Source organism: Pseudomonas fluorescens (assembly GCF_001307155.1).
Classification (GTDB): domain Bacteria; phylum Pseudomonadota; class Gammaproteobacteria; order Pseudomonadales; family Pseudomonadaceae; genus Aquipseudomonas; species Aquipseudomonas helvetica.
Genome location: NZ_CP012830.1, coordinates 5,283,182 through 5,302,531, shown reverse-complemented (window position 1 = coordinate 5,302,531; position 19,350 = coordinate 5,283,182). Strand labels below are relative to the sequence as shown.

The window sequence follows — 19,350 nt, the reverse complement described above, 5'->3', positions numbered from 1 at the left end:
CTAAAGAACGGCGAGAGGACGGGTGGCGTCTTCTCCTCCAGGCTCGCGTGCTACGTCAGTTTCGCTGTTCAGTTGACCCTTATTGTCAGGACGGATCTTGAACCAGATGGAGTACATCGCTGGCAGGAACACCAGCGTCATGATGGTTCCGATGAACGTGCCTCCGATCAACGTGTAGGCCAGCGTCCCCCAGAAGACGGAGTGTGTCAGGGGAATGAACGCCAGGATTGCCGCCAGCGCTGTCAGCAGTACCGGGCGGGCACGTTGGACCGTGGCTTCGACCACCGCGTGAAACGGATCCAGCCCTTCTTGCGCGTTGTGATGGATTTGGCCAATCAGAATCAGCGTATTGCGCATCAAAATGCCCGAAAGGGCGATTAGACCTACCAGAGCGTTGATACCAAACGGCTGCTGGAAGATAAGCAGTGTCGGCACCACACCAATCAACCCCAGTGGCGAGGTGAGGAATACCATGATCATCGCCGAGATCGAACGTACCTGCAGAATAATGATCAGTAGCGTCATGGCAATCATGATCGGGAACAACGGCAACATCGCTTTACCGGCTTTGCCCGACTCCTCGATTGCACCCGCCTGCTCGATCCGGTACCCGTCAGGCAGCTTGTCGATGACCGGCTGCAGCTCTTTCATGATCACGCTCGAGACGTCCGGTGGCTGCAGGCCTTCGGCAATGTCACCGCGCACGGTAATGGTCGGCGTGCGATCACGACGTCGGAGGATCGGATCCTCCATACGAACATCGACCTCTCCCACCTGAGACAGAGGAATCCGCTGACCCGCCGTGCCCACCAGCGTAAAGCCTTCTATCCTGGCGGGATCGAGCCGGATATCACCCGCTGCGCGACCGACCACCTGCACCGAGCGAATGTCCTCACGAACTGCGGTGATCGGTACTCCGGTCAACAGGAATTGCAGTTGCTGCGCGACTGAGTTTGACGTCAACCCCACCGCCTCCAAGCGATCCTGATCCAGAGCGAAATGCAGCGTCGGCGTCAGTGGCCCCCAGTCAGTGTTGACGGTTCTCATCATCGGGCTCGACTGCATCACGTCCAGTACCTGGCCCGCGATCTCGCGCAACTTTGACGGATCAGGCCCCATCACCCGATAGGCAACAGGGAACGGCGAATACGGACCAAATACAAGCTGAGTCACCCTGACACGCGCTTCTGGGGCAAGTCCCTCGGCAGCGGCCTCGCGGAGACGGAACTTGAGGGCCTCGCGCTCCTCCTGGCTGTCCGTCAGCACCACAATCTTCGCGAAAGACGGATCGGGGAGTTCCGGCGCCATCGCCAGATAGAAACGCGGCGCGCCTTGCCCGATATAAGCGGTGACGATTTTTGCCTCATCCTGCTTTTGCAGCCAAGCCTCTATCTTGGCGGTAGTGGCGCTGGTCTGTTCAATGGAGGTTCCATAAGGCATTTGCACTTCAATCAATACCTCTGGACGGTCCGAGGTAGGGAAGAACTGTTTTTTGACCAGGCTCATGCCGAGAATCGCCACGCCAAACATTGCGATAACAGTACCGGCTACCAGCCATTTGCGAGCGATGACACGCGTCAACACCTGGCGGAAGTGGTTGTAATTTCGGGTGTTGTAGATGGCCGCATGACCACCCTCCACCTTCTTGATGTTCGGCAACATCTTCACACCCAGGTACGGGGTAAAGGCCACCGCAACCACCCAGGAGGCAATCAGGGCAATGCCCACGATCCAGAACATGTTGCTGGTGTACTCGCCGGCTGTCGACTGCGCGAAGCCGTTGGGCATAAAGCCGATAGCCGTCACCAGCGTACCGGAAAGCATCGGTGCGGCTGTATGACTCCAGGCATACGCGGAAGCTTTGATGCGGTCGTAGCCCTCCTCCATTTTCACCACCATCATTTCGATAGCAATGATGGCGTCGTCCACCAGCAGTCCGAGCGCCAGAATCAACGAGCCAAGGGTGATACGGTCAAAGTTCTTTCCAGTGGCCGCCATCACCACAAACACCACCGCCAACGTCAACGGCACAGCCGCAGCGACCACAACGCCTACACGCCAGCCCATGCTGAGAAAGCAGACAAGCATCACCACAAGCAGCGCGACGAAAAACTTGACCATGAACTCGCCGACGGCCGAACTGATATTTACAGATTGATCGGTGACCTTGGAGAGCGTCATGCCCAACGGCATGCCTTCATTGATCTTGACCGTCTCCGCGTCCAGCGCCTTGCCGAGGTCAAGACCGTTCCAACCCTCACGCATCACGATCCCCAGCAACGAGGCCTCTTCACCGTTATTACGCACGAGAAAGGTTGCCGGATCTTCATAACCACGTTCGATCGTCGCCACGTCCGAGAGCTTCAGCGTCCGCCCCTGAACCGCAATGGGTGTGTCACGAATCTTTTGCACCTTATCGAAGGCGCCATCCAGCCGGAGGAAGACTTGTGGCCCGTTGCTTTCGATCGAACCGGCAGGCGTGAGCACGTTCTGATTGTTCAGCGCGGCAAAGATGTCCTGAGGCGATACGCCCAAGGTGGCCAGCCGATCATGGGAAAAGGAAACAAAGATGCGCTCGGGTTGCTCACCAATAATGTTGACCTTCTTCACGCCCGGCACATGCAACAGTTGTTGGCGCAACGACTCTGCATCACGTACCAACAGTCGCTGCGGTTCACCTTTGGCTTTCAGGGCGAACAGTGCAAATGTCACGTCCGAAAACTCGTCGTTGACCATTGGCCCGATGACACCCGCCGGCAGCTTCCGGGCCTCATCGTCGAGCTTTTTACGCGCCTGATAGAACTCCTCCTGCACTTGCGAGGGCGGCGTGCTATCGCGCAGTGACACCATCGTGAAAGCGAGGCCTGGACGGGTGTAAGTTTCCGTGCGGTCGTACCATTTCAGTTCTTGCAGGCGTTTTTCAAGTGGCTCTGCTACCTGATCCTGCATCTCCTGCGCCGTGGCGCCCGGCCACGCGGTAATGACCGTCAATTGCTTGACCGTAAACGGAGGATCTTCCGCACGCCCCAGTTGGAAGAACGACAGGATGCCCGCAACGGCGATCAGGAAGATCAGAAACACCGTGATGGAGCGCTCACGAACGGCGATCGCGGAAAGATTGAAGCGCCCCTCGCTCATGGATGACTCCCGGCAACCTTGACGTCACCCGGTTGAGCCAGTCTCACCTCCTCACCATCGCGCAGCAGATGCGCGCCTAACGCTACAATCTGCTCGCCGACCTTGAGATCGCCTGCGACTCGCGCTGCGTCGTCGCTCAAGCCCAGGACCTGAACAGATCGCCAAGTCACTTTCGCCGGTGTACCGGCGATGACCCACACGCCAGTGCCTTGGCCTGGGTCATAAACGGCAGCGATCGGTATTTGCAGCCCCTGCCCTTGCGTGGTGCTTTCAGCGATCCGAAGTGTGACGGTCGAACCTAGCGGTGCATTGGCCAGTGCGCCCTCAAGCACATACCGCGCCTCGAAGGTGCGCGTCATACGGTCGGCCGAGTCAGAAAGCAGCCTCAGCTTCGCTGTAACTGCACCCGTGGTATTGCCATAAAGCGTCGCCTGCGCAGTGGATCCTGCTGTGGGGCGTAGCGTCTCGGGCAGATGCACGATGGCTTCGCGTTGCCCTGCCCGCGCCAGTCGAACCACGGGCTGTCCCGGGCTGACAACTTGTCCGGGCTCGGCGAGCGTCTCCACCACTACGCCGTCGGAATCCGCAAACAGCACCGCATAACCAGAAGCATTGCGGGCAACGTCAGCCTGTGCTTCAGCAGCGCTGAGCTGCGCTTTTGCGGTATCCGCTGCGGCTTTGATCTGGTCATAGGCCGATGCAGAAACAGCACCTGCGGCGACCAGGTCGCGATATCGCGCCTCGTCATCTGCAGTCTGCTTGGCTCGGGCCCGAGCGGCTATGACTGACTCTTGCTGTGCTCGCGCCTGCAACCCCAGGTCGATTGGGTCAAGGCGCATGAGTGGCTGCCCACGTTTAACGGTCTGACCGGTGTCAACCAGACGCTCAAGCACCTTGCCTGATACCCGAAAACCCAGATCGCCCTGGACGCGGGCAGCTACGACACCCGTGAAAGAACGTGAGACATCGGACGAAGCCTGAACCGCAGAAGACCTCACCAAAGGGGCCTGCGTGCGTGGATCTTCAACGGTGGATGAGTCGCCACACGCCGTCAGGACGAGAGGCAACAAGCAAACGGCAATGGGGACAGGTCGAAGCCGGCGCATAGGTTCCCTTACTTAAAAAATAGGACAGGCGCCTCATTCTCAGACCAGTGACCATTACTGTCAATGGTCACTTATTATGAAATGCCAAGCCCCTCAATCTAAGCACCAGAACCGCCGTACTTATTGAGCCAATTCCGAACATAGTTCAAAGAGCGTCGATTGACAGAGTGTGACCATGACGTAATATGGTCACAAACATCCTCGATTGAAGGTACCTCAATGCCTCCCCTCCGCCCCATTGCTCTCTTGGTGAGTGCCAGCTTGATGACAGGTTGCGCGGTCGGTCCGGACTATCACCGTCCGGACGCCCCACTGTCGGACCATTACCTGGGGCAGTCTTCTGTCGAACAGAGGCCTGGGGCGACGCCGGCCGGTCTTGTCGCCTGGTGGGAAGGCTTTGGTGATCCACTGTTAGCCGACTTCGTCTCCAAGGCACTTGAGCAGAACCTGGATCTGGCGCAGGCGTCGGCGCGAGTCACACAGGCGCGGGCCGGACTGGGCGCTGCAAATGCCGCTTTACTCCCCTCAGGGAACATCAGCGGACAGGCCGCACGCTCCTACCAGTCAATCGAGACGCCGCTCGGCCAGGTGTTGAACTCAACGCCTGGCTATGATCGGTACGGAAGTTCCTACGAGGCCAACCTCGATGCCAGCTGGGAGGTAGATGTCTTTGGCGGATTGCGCCGCGGACGCGAGGCTGCTCTGGCCGAGTACCAGGCTTCCCAGGCGGGCGTCGCTGCCACACGATTGGCCGTCGCTGCACAGACCGCCGATATCTACATCACTGTCCGCGGACTGCAGACCCGGCTGGACATTGCGAATCGGCAAGTTAAAACGCAGCAGGAGTTGCTAGAGAAAGTCCAAATGCTCTACAGCAAGGGGCTCGCCGCCAACTATCAGGTTCGCCAGGCCGAGGGAGCGCTATCGCAGGTCCAAGCGACAGTGCCGGTCCTGCAGACCGGTCTGGATGCTGCCATGAATGCGCTGGATGTCATGCTCGGCACGCCGCCAGGCACTCACCGCACACAACTGGCAAGTGCGGGGAGCATTCCTGTAGCGCCGCAATTAAAGGCGATGGGAACGCCGGCCGATTTGCTGCGCCGCAGGCCAGACCTCATTGTGGCTGAGCGCCGTCTTGCAGCCTCAAACGCACGCATCGGGGAGGCGATTGCCGAGTACTACCCGAAATTCTCCCTTAGCGCATTGCTGGGCAGTGCCACGGCTGTATCCGCAGGCAACCTTTTTACTGGCGGCGCCAGCCAGTCGGCGGGCGTATTGGGACTGCGCTGGAGGCTCTTCGATTTTGGTCGCATAAACGCCCAAATCGACCAAGCCAAGGGACAGGAAGCCGAAACCCTGGCCGCTTACCGTCAGTCTGTGCTGCGCGCCACCGAGGATGTGGAGAACGCGCTCTCCTCACTGGTGAACCGGGAAGCTCAAGCAACCACCCTCACCGGGGGAGAGGCGTCTCTGACACAGGCTCGCCAATCGTCGTTCATTGCCTATGAGAAAGGCACGGCCAGCCTGATCGACGTCCTGCACGCCGACGAGACGATGCTGCAGGCTTCCGATGCTCGGGCACAAGCACGAACGGAATCGGCACGGGCGGCGGTCGCGGCATTCAAGGCGCTCGGTGGTGGCTGGCAGCCTCCTGAAGCCCAGCCTGTTGCGACACGATGATTTAACCAGGTGACGTAGCACTTGATGTACGCACCTCCCCCTCCTCTTTCAGCTACTACCCAATCCGAGAGCGGGTTCGTTCACCGACTGACGCGGTCAGTAGCCAATTGCTCAATAGAAACCAACCGGAGTACAGCGAAATGAAGTCGAACGAGAATTCCTGGGTGCTCATCACCGGAGCATCAAGCGGATTTGGCGAGGAGTTTGCCCGGCAATATGCAGCACAGGGAAAATCGCTCGTTCTGGTAGCAAGAAGACTGAGTAAGCTCGAAGCACTATCGGCGCAGTTGCGCGAACGCTTCGGCGTTGATGTGATCGTCGAACAAGTAGACCTGTCCTCGATCCCGGCGATCATCGAACTGCATGAGCGACTCAGCGAACGCAATATAGTGATCGATGTGCTCATCAACAATGCGGGTCATGGATTGCAGGGGCCTTTCCTGGATCAACCTCTGGATGAGTCTCTGACCATGATTGATTTGGATATCGCCAGCCTGACAGGGCTGACACGCCTTTTCGCGGCCGACATGCGAGCCCGCAAACGTGGGCACATCCTGATGGTCGCCAGCTTGCTGTCCTTCCAGGGCGTGAAGAATTTCGCCGTTTACTCTGCCGCGAAAGCCTATGTTCTTCGCTTCTCTGATGCGCTTCATCGCGAACTGAAAAAAGACGGCGTCGTCGTTACCGCACTTTGCCCAGGAATGTCGGATACCGGATTTGCAGAAAGCGCCAAGCAACGGATCACACCGGCCTTAAAAATGGTGATGATGCAGCCTCAACCCGTCGTGCGTGCAGGAATCCGTGCACTGCAAGCCGGACGCATGAGTGTGGTGCCGGGTTTTGGCAACAAGGCCATTACTGTCTTGACTTGGGCCACGCCTCGTCGGTTTCATCAGAGCCTTATGGCGCAGGTGATGGGAGTCTGAGGGGGCGACAAAGAGGCCTTTTACCTCAGGGGAAAGGCCCGAGATATGTTCTTAAAGGTCGGGAGGCAACGCATGCTCCCGACAGGACATTTATCGTGTAACAGCACTTAATTAGAAGCGGTAACTAACGGACGTACCGAGCCCGCTCGCACTGTTCTTGAATTTGGCACTGTATGCACCTCTGTTCGCAGAGGTGTCGTTGATCTGCACGCTCTCCTCCCATAGGTAGGAATAAGCAACATCGATCGTGACATTGTCCGCCGGAGTCCAGCCAGCACCGAAGCTGATAACCTTCCGGTCGCCCGTGGGAATACGTGGTCCTCGGTTGGTGTTGTTGGTGGGCGACTGGTCGACCGAGAAGCCTGCGCGAAGTACCCATTGGCTGTTCAATTTGTACGCCGTGCCGATAGCGTGAGCCCACGTATCATGCCAGTTCTGTTCTTCGGTAATAGTGCCCAGTGAGCCGCTCAACAAAGGGGGTAAACCCGTGTTCTCGATGGTTAATTCTTTAAAGCGACTCCAGCGTGTCCAGGTACTCCCTAAATATAGAGTCCAGTCATTATTGAGCTGATGAGTCACCGAGAAGTCCACAGACTCTGGGGTATCCACATCCAGCGAAGCGTCATAACTCCGGCCGCTGACCCCCAACACGCTAAAGATGCCGTCAGAGACCTTGGTCTTGGCGTCCAAGTGGTAACTGACCTTGGAATGGTAAGTCATGCCCAAGCGAGTTTGGTCTGTAGCCTGCACCAGGATACCGGCGTTGAAACCGAGGGCCGTGTCATCGCCCGTGCTTTTGAGTTTTCCGTCATTGCGACCTGGGCTCAGTGGATTGGGCACCATCCCGGACAGCTCACCGGTGATGCGGTTGATAGTCGGACCGAACCCGATCGAAACTTTGTCGTTAAAGGCATAGCTGATGGTGGGCTGGAACGTAAGCGTCGTAACCTCACTTTTGTTGGCGTAGTAACGCCCGGCAAAATCGCTGCCATAGTCAGTCATCAGACCGAAAGGTACATAAAAACCTACACCGAACGCCCAATGCTCATCGATGGGTTTGACGTAGTAACCCATAGGCACTGTGGTGGTTGGCACCATGTCGCCGTCTTCCTGGCCTCCGAATGTACTGCGGGTTTGGCTTATGTCGGTCTTCGCGAATAGAGTCGCCGCGCCCACGCTGACCTGCTCTCTTTTCAATCGAGACATACCCGCCGGATTACCGAAGACCGTGCTCGCATCTTCAGCGGATGAGGAGCGCCCGGCAAACCCGGCCCCCATCCCGCTGACGCTTTGTTCATTGAGAGCGAAACCGCTTGCAAACACATTTGAAGATGCGAGCACGACAGCGAGGCCAAATGGGCTCTTGAGCACTATTTTTTTCATTGTTTGAACTCTATGGGGATCACTGAGATGAAGCAGTAGAAGCAATGGCTCACCATATTTATTCATGTGACCAATTCAGTCAACGGTCACAATGCGAATAAATGAAATGCCCTTCGACGACTGGAAGAAGGGCAAAGTGAAAAGCCGTTTTGGTGATGTGTCGCTTACACAGGCATGACGTAAACCGTTAGCCGAAGGTCAAGGCATGAGGCTACGCAAAATGAGGTTGGAGGTGAGCGTGGGCGCCTCCTCGACATAATCGAGGTTGTACTGCAGGAGTAAAGGATTGACGAAAGGCCGCAAAGCCAGATGTATCGCTTCTACTGTTTCGTCCAGGGGAGTCTTGCGTTCAAATTCGCCGATCTCTCGCCCCTCCCGCACGATTTGCAACACGAAGCGTTTGATCTGTGCGTCATAAGCCTGCGTACTGGGCCAGCTTTCCGACGCCGCGAATGCTGCAATGTCATAGAGTTTTCGGTCGTTAAAGAACAGATTCACACCTGTGGCGATCACAGTTTTGACCAATCGTCGAAAGCGCTCCGTCGGCGACAGGTCTTCTATATTGATCGCTTGCTCCACAGCCGCGACGATTTCTGCCAGACAATTTGCGCAGATGGCTTCACCGATCGCCTGCTTGGAATCAAAAAATTTGTAGATGTAGGCCTTGGAAAACCCGATGGCCCTAGCCAGATCGGAAACCGTGGTTTTGCCGTAGCCGTATTGACTGAAGTGTTCGTTGGCCGCCGCGACAATCTGGTCTCGAATGTCGTGATCGGCTGGGCCACGGGGGCTGGGCGAAGCTGAAGATATTGATGGCTGATTCATGGGAACAGCTTACTCATCCTATCGAGGACTGACAACTTGTGACCGACAAGATATATAGTCACAAATCGACCATAAAGAATCTAACGCTACATTACCTAGCGACACTGTGTAGCCTGCGTGTAAATGCCCGGGCCACACTGCAACGCAGTCCTGTTTGCGCGGATGTTGAGTGGCCTTGACATGTTCGCTCAATTGAAACAGTCATGGCGCACTCAACAGCAGATTACGATCTCCACCTCGCAGCATCCGAGGCTAGACCTCTGATTCCTTCAGACTAAAACCTTGTGGCATCACACTCTCCACTCCCCTATAAGGCTCAAACCAATTCGGCTAAAGATGCCGGGTTGAAGCCCTTCAGATCTGCGTAGTCGCCTTTTTCCACTTTGGCGGCCCAGCTTGCTCCCGCTGGACTGCGTAGCAGGCCCAATTCAGGGCCGCTTCGCGCCCCAGCGGGAGCAAGCTCCCTCGCCACAGATACTTCTCAGGCCTCGGCTGGCCGACTGTCAGAAATCAACCGATGCTGAAAGCTGAAGGGTACGTGGAGCGCCCAGGCCGCCGGACAGGCCACTGCCGTCGCCGCCACTGTAGGAGCCGAGCCAGTATGCCCGGTTGGCGAGGTTCTCTACGTTAGCCCGTAAGGTCACAGGTTTGGACATGACCTTGGTGGTGTACCGACCGCCCACATCGAAAACGGTGTAGGACGGCAACTCCATCCGATGGTCGTCCGTAACGTAGCGGCTGCCTACGTAGTTCGTGCCTGCGGTCAGGGTTAGCCCAGGAACCCTCTCCAGATCGTACTCGACCCCAAGTTTGCCGATGATTTTCGGAACACCGGTCACCTGATTGCCTTCGTTCGCCGCTACCTGCGCCTTCGTCAATACCGCCTGCGTGTAGGAGACACCGCCCATCAAACGCAGATCTGGTTGGGCCTCACCGAAGAAGCTCCATTCCACGCCGCGGTTACGCTGCTCACCATTGACGCCAAAAATACGGGTGACCGGGTCGGTAAAGGTGCTGGGTTTTTCGATCTGGAACACGGCCAACGTAGTGGCGAACGTACCCAGGTCAAGCTTGGCGCCCACTTCATACTGCTTGGTCTGAATCGGGCTCAGGATTTCACCCGGGTTGGCTGCCGTCGTCGGGGCCGTCCCCCCCTGAGACAGCCCTTCGATGTAGTTCGCGTAGACCGATACATCATCGGTGACCTTGACCAACAACGCGGTAGCCGGCGAAACGCGGCTCTCGTCGTAGTGAGAAGTCTTGACCCGCGCCGGGGTCAGGTTGGAGCTTTCCACCGACTGACGTCGTACGCCCAGCGTCCATTGGATACGATCATCAAGGAACGAAAGGGTATCGAGAAAAGCAACACTGCCCAGCTTGGCTTCGGTCCGAGAGGTGACCGCACCGAAATTGTCCAAGGGCGGTGTTTTGCCAAAGTCGAGGTTGTAGTAGTTGGTGGTCACGTAGTTGGCTATCTGTTTATCCTTGAAGCTCATCTCCGACTTGTACTGCGTAGCCGCCAGCGACCATTGGTGGCCTACGGGACCGGTGTCGAATCTGCCCTTCAGGCCAGCCTCGCCCGATTTCTGGATGCCCTGCCCATCCGAACGATAAGCCAGAACACTGATATCACCGGCGTTGTTGATCAGCGTGTCGCGGGTCATCAGGGAGTTGCGGCCACCCTCCCTCTGCCCATAGGCCGCAAAGGCGGTGAGCGAGTCATTCAAATCGACCTCGCCTCTGAGCAAGAAGGTTTCGGTGTCGTTGGTGGTGTATGCCCAGTCAGGTGCCAGCGCGTAATCACCCTTCTTCGCGCGGGGTACGTTGGTGACTGTGGGGTTGATCGAGGAAATACCGAAGTAGTTGGTGCCCTCCAGATGTTCACGGTGCTTGTAGGCGTCCAACGACAGGCGGATGCGTTCGGCGCGCCAGTCCAGGCCCAGCGCATTGAGTTGCATGTTTTGTTTCTGATCGTCCACGGCGGTGTCGCCGTCGCGGTACGCCCCGTTGTAGCGGATACCAAACTGATTCTGCTCGCCAAAGCGCCGACCCACATCGGCATGTGCACCGTATAAACCATTGGATTCAAAAGAGGTCGTCAGGCGCGTCAGCGGTTCGTCGCCGGCGCGCTTGGGCACCATATTGATGCTGCCTGCGACGCTGCCATCCGGCGGCATGCCGTTCAGCAGCGCGGACGGCCCCTTGAGTACTTCGATGCGCTCGGCCAGCTCGGTCGCGCCGCGCAGGTTCGGCGCCATGCCGATCAGGCCGTTGTAGGTGATGTCGTTGGCGCTGGTATTGAAACCACGAATGAAGAAGGTTTCGAGGATGGCCCGTTTGGAGGGGACGTTCACCGATGGATCGGTTGCGCCGATTACCGAACCGATGTCCTTCGCCTGGTGGTTGCGCACGAAGTCATCGGTGTAGCTGATGGCGCTAAAGGGCGTCTCCATAAAGTCCTTGGTGCCCAGCAGCCCGACTCGACTGCCAGTGGCAACCTGGCCTCCCGCATAGGCGGGAGGCAGGTCGGCGGACGCACCCATAGTGCCCTCCACCGTTGTTTCAGACAGGACGAGGCTACCTTCGCCAGTACCCGTCGGAGACTGCGGCTCAGAGGCAGGCGCAGCGGACACAGCCATCGCGCCCCCGGTCAGCCCAAGCAATAGCGCCATGTGTACGGCAGAGAAAGTGCGATTCAAGGTAAACGAAAAAGCGCGTTGCGTAGCCTGCGATGAGTCAGGATTGGCGCTGTGTGGGCGGCCGTGTTCCGACATGCTGGATTCCTTTCGATGCGAAGAATTGAAGTTCATTCATTAGGTTTCCGTACCAGAACGCCAATTCCTCAATCCAAATGATAATAATTTGCATATACCGCACCAAGAACACACCAAGGGGCTGGATCAGTGGTGATCTCCCAATGACCGAAGCAACATTCGAAAACCACAAAAAAGGGCCGGTGCCTGAAGAGGACCAGCCCTTTGTGCGCCAGATACGTCGTGAATCAGCCCTTGTAGCCCTGAACCACCTCGTCAGCCATTCGATTGAGACAGGTCACGCTAGCGGTACACAGATACCAGGTCTGAGCATCGACAAAGATGACACGGCCGTTGTTCCAGGCCTTGGTCTTGCGCAACAGCGGGTTATCCAGGCTCTTGATGTCCAGTGCCGGACGATGCTCCATCACCGCGGTTCGGTCGATTACATAGAGAATGTCGGGATCGGCCTGCTGGATAAACTCATTGGAAATTGGCTGTCCATGCAAGCCGGCTTCGATATCAGTGCTGGCCGGTTTCACGCCCAGGGTGTCGAAGACAAAGCCGTAGCGCGACTTCACGCCGTAGGAGGTGAAGGCGCCGTTGTTATGCAGCACGATCAAGGCTTTCTCTGGACGCCCTTCAGTGACACGGCGGGTCTGTTCCACCTTGGCGTCCATTTCCGCGACTTTCTGGCGGGCCAGTTCCTCTTTGCCGAGGATGCGTCCCAGGAGGGTCAAATGTTCCTTGGCTGTGCCGATGAGATTGCCTTGTTTGTTGGTCAGGTCCACGTCGTCATAGACGGTCGGGGCGATCTGGCTGAGTTCCTTATAGCTTTGTGCCTGGAGCGGAGAGATCAGAATCAGGTCGGGCTTGAGCGCATGCAACCGCTCGAGATTGGGCTGAATAGTCGCCCCTACATCCATGACATTCGAGTCGTCACGGTATTTGGCGAGAAAGCTGGTGACGTAGTCCTTGGCGATGCCCACCACCGGTGCCTTCAATTGATCGAGTGTATCGAGTTCGCTCATATCGAAGGCCACTACGCGCTCGGGCAGTTTGGTCACCACGGTTGTGCCCAGAGGGTGCTCGATCTTGATCGGCTCGTAGTGCGCCTGTGCGCTCACTGGCGGCGTGGCCTCTGCCGCCGGCTTGTCACATCCCTGCAGCCCGGCCGCTACGGCCATTGCCAGTAGCACTCCACAGAATTTGTTCGCGTGATCCGTGCTCATATCAGTTCCCTTGAAGGTGATGGGTTGAAGTAGTTGCAGACAAACCCTTGTTCGCTCTGCAGGATTTCGAAATCCAGATCAAAAAGTTCCCGCAGGTGCGCCTCGGTAACCACCTCCGCGACCGGGCCGTGGCGGTGAATTCCCCCGCCTTTCATGGCAACGATATGATCGGAATAGTTGGCCGCGAAGTTGATGTCATGGACCACCAGGATCACGGTGCGGCCTTGCTCATCACACAAACGACGCAGGGCACGCATGATCTGTACGCCATGCTTCATGTCGAGGTTGTTGAGCGGCTCGTCCAGCAACAGGTAATCCGTTTGCTGGGCAATGGTCATCGCCAGGAAGGCCATCTGCCGTTGTCCGCCGCTGAGCTCGTCAATGTAGGAGAGGCGCAGGGACTGCAAAGACAAGAACTCGATGGCTTCATCGATTGCCTCGCGATCCTGGGCGGTAAGCGCTCCACGGCTGTAGGGGAAGCGCCCGAAGGCGACCAGTTCCTCGACGGTCAGGCGCAGGTTGAAATCCGGGGACTGGCGCAAGGTGGCCACGCGCTTGGCATAGTCGCGAACGGGCACATCCAGAATGCTCCGCCCGCCAATCAGCACGTCGCCCCGGGTCGGCGCCAGCAGGCGAGCAATCAACATCAGCAGCGTGGTCTTGCCCGCGCCGTTTGGGCCGATCAGCGACGTGACCTGCCCCGGTGGAAACCGGACGCTGACGTCACTCAGGACGTGCCGGGTGCCATAGGCCTTGTAAACGTGATTGAGGGCGATCATGGGGTGCCTCGGGTTCGAATCATCAGCGCAAGGAAATACACACCACACACCAGGTTGATGAGAATGCTGACGGAGGTGTTGTAGTTGAATATCTGCTCGACCAGGTATTGGGCGACAATGAAAATGCCAATGGCGATGGCGCAACTCATGGGCAACGTGACCCGGTGCCGAGCGGTTCGGGCAAGCGCATAGGAGATGTTCGCCACGAACACGCCCATGAATGCCGTCGGCCCGACGAGGCTCGTCGAGATCGCCACCAAAATGGCGATAAGTGCCAGTTGAAGTCGCACGCTGCGCGGGTAATCGACCCCCAGGGAAATAGCCTGGTCACGTCCCAGGGAAAGCACATCGAGCACCGGCAGGGTTCGTTGGGCGATGCAGCACACCGCCGCGACCAGCACGCCCGAATAGATCACTTGCCCAGGTTGCGCCTTGTTGAAGGAGGCGTAGTTGAACCCTTGGAAAATCGAGAATTCTCCGGGGCTTATCTTCAGCTGGATGAATTGGGTAAACGTCCCCATCACCATGCTCAGTACCAGTCCCAACAGGAGCAGCAGGTACACGTTGTTGCTCCCGTCACGGAACAGCCACCGATGAATAAGCCATGAATAGCCGAGCATCAGCAGGACCGACAACAGGACGTTACCGTCACGCCCCAGCAACACCAGGCTCTGGGTGCCCAGCAGCAGAATCAGCAGTGCCTGGAACAGCAGGTAGATCGCCTCATACCCCATGATCGCCGGCGTCAGTATTCGGTTGCCGGCGATGGTCTGGAAAATCACTGACGAATAGGCAATGCACACCCCGGCAATGCACATCGCCGCCAAACGGGTCAGTCGCTTGGGAATGACATAGTCGAAGTCCAGGCCGGCTCCCAACAACAGGAACCCGATCGCCAGCACCAGAACCAGCAGCCAGAGACCATAACGGGTAGCCACGCGCCTCATGTGTACTTCCTGATCAGCAGCACGAGAAATATCAGCCCGCCCACACTGCCGGCGGTGAGGCCTATGGGCACTTCGAAGGGGTAGATCAGCAGACGGCCAAGGATATCGCAGGCCAATAGCAACGACGCGCCACACAAGGCGACGATGGGCAATGTTCGCTCCAGGTTTTCGCCGTAGTGCAGCGCCACCAGGTTGGGAATCACCAGTCCGACAAAGGGGATCGCCCCCACCGTGATGACCGTGGCGGAAACGGTGACCGCCACGAGCATCAGACCTAGCGCCGCATTGGCCGCGTAGTTCAAGCCCAGACTGCTGGCCATGCCCTCACCCATCCCCAGGACGGTAAACCGGTGCGCATACAGGTAGGTGAGCACGACAATCGGCAGGATCAGATAGATGATCTCGTAATTGCCCTGCACGATTTTCGAGAAGTCACCGAGCATCCAGCCCTGCATGCTCTGCAAGATGTTGTGACGGTAGGCGTAGAACTCGGCGACGGCGCTCAGTACGCTGCCATACATCAGCCCTATGACCGGAATCATCACCGTATTCTTGAACTTGATACGGCGGATGATCGCGATATAAATCAGGCTCGCGGCAAAACAGAACACCAGGGCAAACAGCATCCTGCCGACAGTCCCCGCGGCGGGGGCTACCGTCAGTGAAATCAGAATGCCCAGCTTTGCCGCATCCAGCCCACCGGACGTGGCGGGCTCGACGAACCGGTTACGCACAATCTGCTGCAGGATCACGCCGCAGACGGCCAGTCCTACCCCGGTAAGTATCAGGGCCGCGAGACGCGGAAGGCGGCTGGCGGTCAGTGTCAGCCAGGCATCTTCGGAAAATGTGAAAAGTGCTGTCCAGGAGACCTGCTTGACTCCCACCATCAGCGAAAGGCAACAGAGCACAACAAACAGGCTCAGTAAGGCTGCACGACTCAAGAATCGTCCTCACTGCCAAGCACCCCGGCAATGCGCCAGCCCTTTGCGGCCCGGCGCTGAGCGAGAAAGTGCGCGTAGAGCCCTGGCTTGGCACTCAATTGCGCGTGGGAACCTCGCTCGCTGATCTGGCCATTATCGAGCACCAGGATCTGGTCGGCCATGGCCACCGTCGAGAGCTGGTGCGCGATGACGATCAGCGTACGCGTACCACGCAAGCGTGCCAGTGCCTCGGCAATAGCGGCCTGGTTTTCGGCATCGAGCGCAGCAGTGGCCTCATCGACCAACAGAATCGGTGCATCCTTGATCAGCGCACGGGCGATGGAAATCCGCTGGCGTTCGCCGCCGGACAGGCGGGCGCCGCCCTCGCCCACCGGTGTATCCAGGCCTTGAGGCAGTCGCTCGATGATCTCCACGACACCGGCTTGTCGTGCCGCTTCCATCACCTGGGCATCACTGGCATCGGGTTTGCCAATGCGAATGTTGTCGGCGATGCTGCCCTGGAACAGGTAAGCATCCTGGAAGATCTGGCTGATCTGGCTGGCCAGTTGCTCGCCGGACATCTGGCGCACATCCACACCACCGACGATCACAGAGCCTTGAGTCACGTCGAAGAAACGCGCGATCAGCCTCACCAGCGTGGTCTTGCCCGAGCCGGAAGCGCCGACCAGAGCGGTCATGCTGCCCGGTTCGATACGCAGGCTGACCTCATGTAATACATCAGCCTGATCCTCGGCATAACGAAAGCTCACGTTGCGCAGTTCGACGGACCCATCGACGGGTGCTTGTGGCGTTTGCGGTTCAGGCAACGGCTTGACCGCAAAGATCTCACGCACGGCTCCCAACTGGCCACGCGCACCACGCAACACCTCGCTATAGCCGGCCACTTCCAGCAACGGATCGATAATGCGGCTAACCAGCAGCAGTGAAACAATGACCGCGATGACCGATCCCGCCTCCAGGCTTGCGCCCAACAGCTCACCCAGCCATAGCGTGGCGGCCACCAGCAAGGCGGCGAAGCTCGCCTGTACAGCCCACGCATTGAACACCACCGACATTGCCGAGACGTGAATCAACCGTCTCGCGGAGTCCTGCTGGCGCCCGATGGCCTGTTCTAGAAACTGAGTACCACCGTCCTCGCCATTGAACGCCCGCAGCACCGATTGCGCCTGGGCGAACTCGACCATGCGCTGGCTGGTGTGGGCAGCGTTGTACTGGAAGTCCTGGTCGGCACGCTGCCCCAAGCGAGCGGTCAATACAAAGACACCCAACAGGATCGGCAGCGTCACCAGCGCGATCAGGCCCATCTGCCAGTGCAAGGCGAACAGTGCAATCAGGATCACTACCGGCGTGATCACGCCGGTAATCAGTGGCGTGAAAACGTGGGCGGGAAGCTGCGCCATTTCCATCATGCCCTGGGACGCGACATGGCTTAGCCGCGCGGTGTTTTGCGCGGTGAACCAACCCACCGGCAAACGCGCCACGTGGTCACCGAGCCGATGGCGGCCCCGCTGGAGAACGGCGATGCCGACACGGATTCCGGCTTTCTCTACTGTGCGTCGTAGCGCCCAGCAAATCACCATGCCGATCACCAGCGCGATCAACCATTGCCCTGCTGCGCGAGTCTCACTGCCCAGCAAGCTGGTGAGTATCGGCACCAGGGTGACAATCGTCAGCCCGCAGAGCAGGCCGTAGACCAGCGTCATATAGAGATAGCGCCGCAGCACCGGGGCATCGTCACCCAACAGTTGAATAAAGGTTCTCAGCATGACGGCACCGCCTGTTCCTTGGCCTGTTCGTAGCCGCCCAGTGCCCACAGTCGGGCGTAGCGGCCTTTGCGGGCGAGCAGTTCGTGATGACGTCCCTGCTCACAAATCGTACCGTTGTCGATCAGAATGATCCGGTCGGCGTGCATCACCGTATCGAGCCGGTGAGCGATCACCATCAAGGTGCGGCCCCGGGCGAATCGCGATAGCGCTTGCTGGAGCTTCACTTCGTTCTCGGCATCGGCTGCCGCCGTGGCTTCATCAAGCACCAGCACCGGCGGGTCCAGCAACACGGCGCGGGCGATACTCACGCGCTGTAACTCGCCGCCGGAGAGTTGCACATCCTCACCGATCACCGAGTCATAACCGCGCGGCAAGGCGAGGATGCGCTCGTGAATATTCGCGGTGCGCGCGGCGTCTTCGATTTCCTGCTGGCTGGCCGACGGCCTGCCCAAGGCAATGTTGTCGCGCAGGCTGGCATGGATAAGACGCACTTCCTGCAACACAAAACCGATGCGCCGGTACAACTGCGCGCTCTCGATTTGCCTGATGTCGACGCCGCCCAGCGTAATGCGCCCTTCAGTCGGATCGAAGAAGCGCAGCAGCAGGCGTGCCAATGTCGACTTGCCGGAGCCGGAAGCACCGACAATCGCGGTCACGGTGCCGGGCTTGAGGGTGAAGCCAATGTCCTTGAGCACCGGGTTCTGGCCGTCGTAGCTATAGCTGAGTTGCTCGACGCGAATTTCGGCATTTTCAGGTAACTGCTGGGATTCGCCCGCCAGGGTTTCCAGCACCGGCGTTTCCAGTAGCCCATGCACACGCTGGGCAGCGGCGGTCGCATTGTTCAGGTCGTGAGTGATGTAGCTCAACAGCAGCAGTGGCGCACAGATGCCCGGCGCCACCAAAGCGAAGGGCAAGACTTCTACCGGCGTGATCCAGCCCAGGCTCACCAACAAAGTGCCAAAGGCCAGCACCACCCCGAGTACCGCAACCGGGGTAACCATTGCATGGGCGTTGGCCATTGCACTGACCAGCGGCCGGGTGAAGTCGGTGAACGCTTCGGCGAAGGCATCCACCGCCTCACGGTAACTGCCATGGGCCTTGCCCTCGACACCGAAGGCCTTGACCACGGGAATGCCGTTGACGAACTCGACCACTGCGTTGTTGATACGTGCCATACCGGCACCGAACGATTGCATGTTCGCCCCACTGGCCTTGGTTGCCCTGGAGAAAAACAGGAAAAACAGCGGGAATGGCAGCAGGGAGACAATCGCCATGCGCCAGTCCATGGCAAACAGGTACAGGATGGCGATGAAAATCGCACCAACGGTACGGCCCAGCGTGGTAAAGAAGTGCGCAGTCAGGCTGTGCAGCGTACCGATGTCATCCTGCATTGCCTGTTTGACTTCACCCGAAGCCCGACTGGTAAACCAACCCAGCGGCACCTTGGCCAGTCGACGAGTAATCGCCAGACGCAAATGGCCGGTGATGTGATTGTCGGCCAGGTGCGCAACCATCTCGCCCACCGAAATCAACGTCATGCCGAGGAACAGGCACGCCAGGCTGACGCTGACAACCTGCCAGACCTGACTCTGCATCTGGACCCAGCCGGTAGCGACCTCGGCCTGCCCCATCGAGAGCTGTGCGATATAGGCGATGCCGGCCAGTGGCACCATCGTCAGCATGGTCCCGATGGCGGCCAGTACCGCGGCGACAATCAGCCGGCCGCGTACGGGTTTCAGTATCCGGGATACCGAGCCGGCGGCGGGTTTGTCTGTATCACTCATGAGCTCTCCTGAATTACCACTGGTGACAGCCTGAAGGCATGCCTGACTTCCTTTGTGTTCGAGCGTTTTGCGCGTTGCGTACCTTTATTC

Annotated in this window: 13 protein-coding genes; 2 read left to right on the top strand and 11 right to left on the bottom strand. The window is 58.4% G+C overall.

The window, feature by feature from the left end:
• Together AO353_RS24085 and AO353_RS24080 are read right to left on the bottom strand one after the other, a co-directional pair.
• Complete coding sequence (locus AO353_RS24085) at window positions 1-3,138, bottom strand: efflux RND transporter permease subunit (protein WP_054597233.1); 3,138 nt, start codon at window positions 3,136-3,138, stop codon at window positions 1-3.
• On the bottom strand, window positions 3,135-4,244 hold the full coding sequence (locus tag AO353_RS24080) for an efflux RND transporter periplasmic adaptor subunit (RefSeq protein WP_054597232.1): 1,110 nt from the start codon (window positions 4,242-4,244) through the stop codon (window positions 3,135-3,137). The genes AO353_RS24085 and AO353_RS24080 overlap by 4 nt, the downstream gene beginning before the upstream one ends.
• 219 nt (window positions 4,245-4,463) lie before the next feature.
• Here AO353_RS24080 and AO353_RS24075 point away from each other — a divergent pair, with 219 nt between their 5' ends.
• Complete coding sequence (locus AO353_RS24075; RefSeq protein ID WP_054597231.1) at window positions 4,464-5,924, top strand: efflux transporter outer membrane subunit; 1,461 nt, start codon at window positions 4,464-4,466, stop codon at window positions 5,922-5,924.
• A 140-nt stretch (window positions 5,925-6,064) separates the two neighbouring features.
• Window positions 6,065-6,850 carry an SDR family NAD(P)-dependent oxidoreductase gene (locus AO353_RS24070; protein WP_054597230.1) on the top strand — a complete coding sequence of 262 codons (786 nt, stop codon included), beginning with the start codon at window positions 6,065-6,067 and terminating at the stop codon, window positions 6,848-6,850.
• Between the two features lie 111 nt (window positions 6,851-6,961).
• Here AO353_RS24070 and AO353_RS24065 read toward each other — a convergent pair whose 3' ends face one another.
• From AO353_RS24065 to AO353_RS24025, 9 genes are all read right to left on the bottom strand, one after another.
• The gene (locus AO353_RS24065; RefSeq protein WP_054597229.1) at window positions 6,962-8,233 is read right to left on the bottom strand and encodes an OmpP1/FadL family transporter; all 1,272 of its coding nucleotides are present in this window, start codon (window positions 8,231-8,233) and stop codon (window positions 6,962-6,964) included.
• A 198-nt stretch (window positions 8,234-8,431) separates the two neighbouring features.
• The gene (locus AO353_RS24060) at window positions 8,432-9,058 is read right to left on the bottom strand and encodes a TetR/AcrR family transcriptional regulator (RefSeq protein ID WP_054597228.1); all 627 of its coding nucleotides are present in this window, start codon (window positions 9,056-9,058) and stop codon (window positions 8,432-8,434) included.
• 503 nt (window positions 9,059-9,561) lie between these two features.
• Window positions 9,562-11,868 carry a TonB-dependent receptor gene (locus tag AO353_RS24055; RefSeq protein ID WP_237142922.1) on the bottom strand — a complete coding sequence of 769 codons (2,307 nt, stop codon included), beginning with the start codon at window positions 11,866-11,868 and terminating at the stop codon, window positions 9,562-9,564.
• Window positions 11,869-12,059: 191 nt separating this feature from the next.
• A complete protein-coding gene (locus AO353_RS24050) occupies window positions 12,060-13,043 on the bottom strand; it encodes a siderophore ABC transporter substrate-binding protein (protein ID WP_054597226.1) in 984 nt (327 codons plus the stop codon).
• The gene (locus tag AO353_RS24045; RefSeq protein ID WP_054597225.1) at window positions 13,040-13,822 is read right to left on the bottom strand and encodes an ABC transporter ATP-binding protein; all 783 of its coding nucleotides are present in this window, start codon (window positions 13,820-13,822) and stop codon (window positions 13,040-13,042) included. Before AO353_RS24045 ends, AO353_RS24050 begins: the two co-directional genes overlap by 4 nt.
• The gene (locus AO353_RS24040) at window positions 13,819-14,769 is read right to left on the bottom strand and encodes an iron chelate uptake ABC transporter family permease subunit (protein WP_054597224.1); all 951 of its coding nucleotides are present in this window, start codon (window positions 14,767-14,769) and stop codon (window positions 13,819-13,821) included. Before AO353_RS24040 ends, AO353_RS24045 begins: the two co-directional genes overlap by 4 nt.
• The gene (locus tag AO353_RS24035) at window positions 14,766-15,710 is read right to left on the bottom strand and encodes an ABC transporter permease (RefSeq protein WP_081013807.1); all 945 of its coding nucleotides are present in this window, start codon (window positions 15,708-15,710) and stop codon (window positions 14,766-14,768) included. Before AO353_RS24035 ends, AO353_RS24040 begins: the two co-directional genes overlap by 4 nt.
• Window positions 15,707-17,476: an ABC transporter ATP-binding protein gene (locus AO353_RS24030; RefSeq protein WP_054597222.1), complete on the bottom strand. Its 1,770-nt coding sequence runs from the start codon at window positions 17,474-17,476 to the stop codon at window positions 15,707-15,709. The genes AO353_RS24035 and AO353_RS24030 overlap by 4 nt, the downstream gene beginning before the upstream one ends.
• Complete coding sequence (locus AO353_RS24025; RefSeq protein WP_054597221.1) at window positions 17,470-19,260, bottom strand: ABC transporter ATP-binding protein; 1,791 nt, start codon at window positions 19,258-19,260, stop codon at window positions 17,470-17,472. Before AO353_RS24025 ends, AO353_RS24030 begins: the two co-directional genes overlap by 7 nt.
• Window positions 19,261-19,350 lie beyond the last annotated feature (90 nt).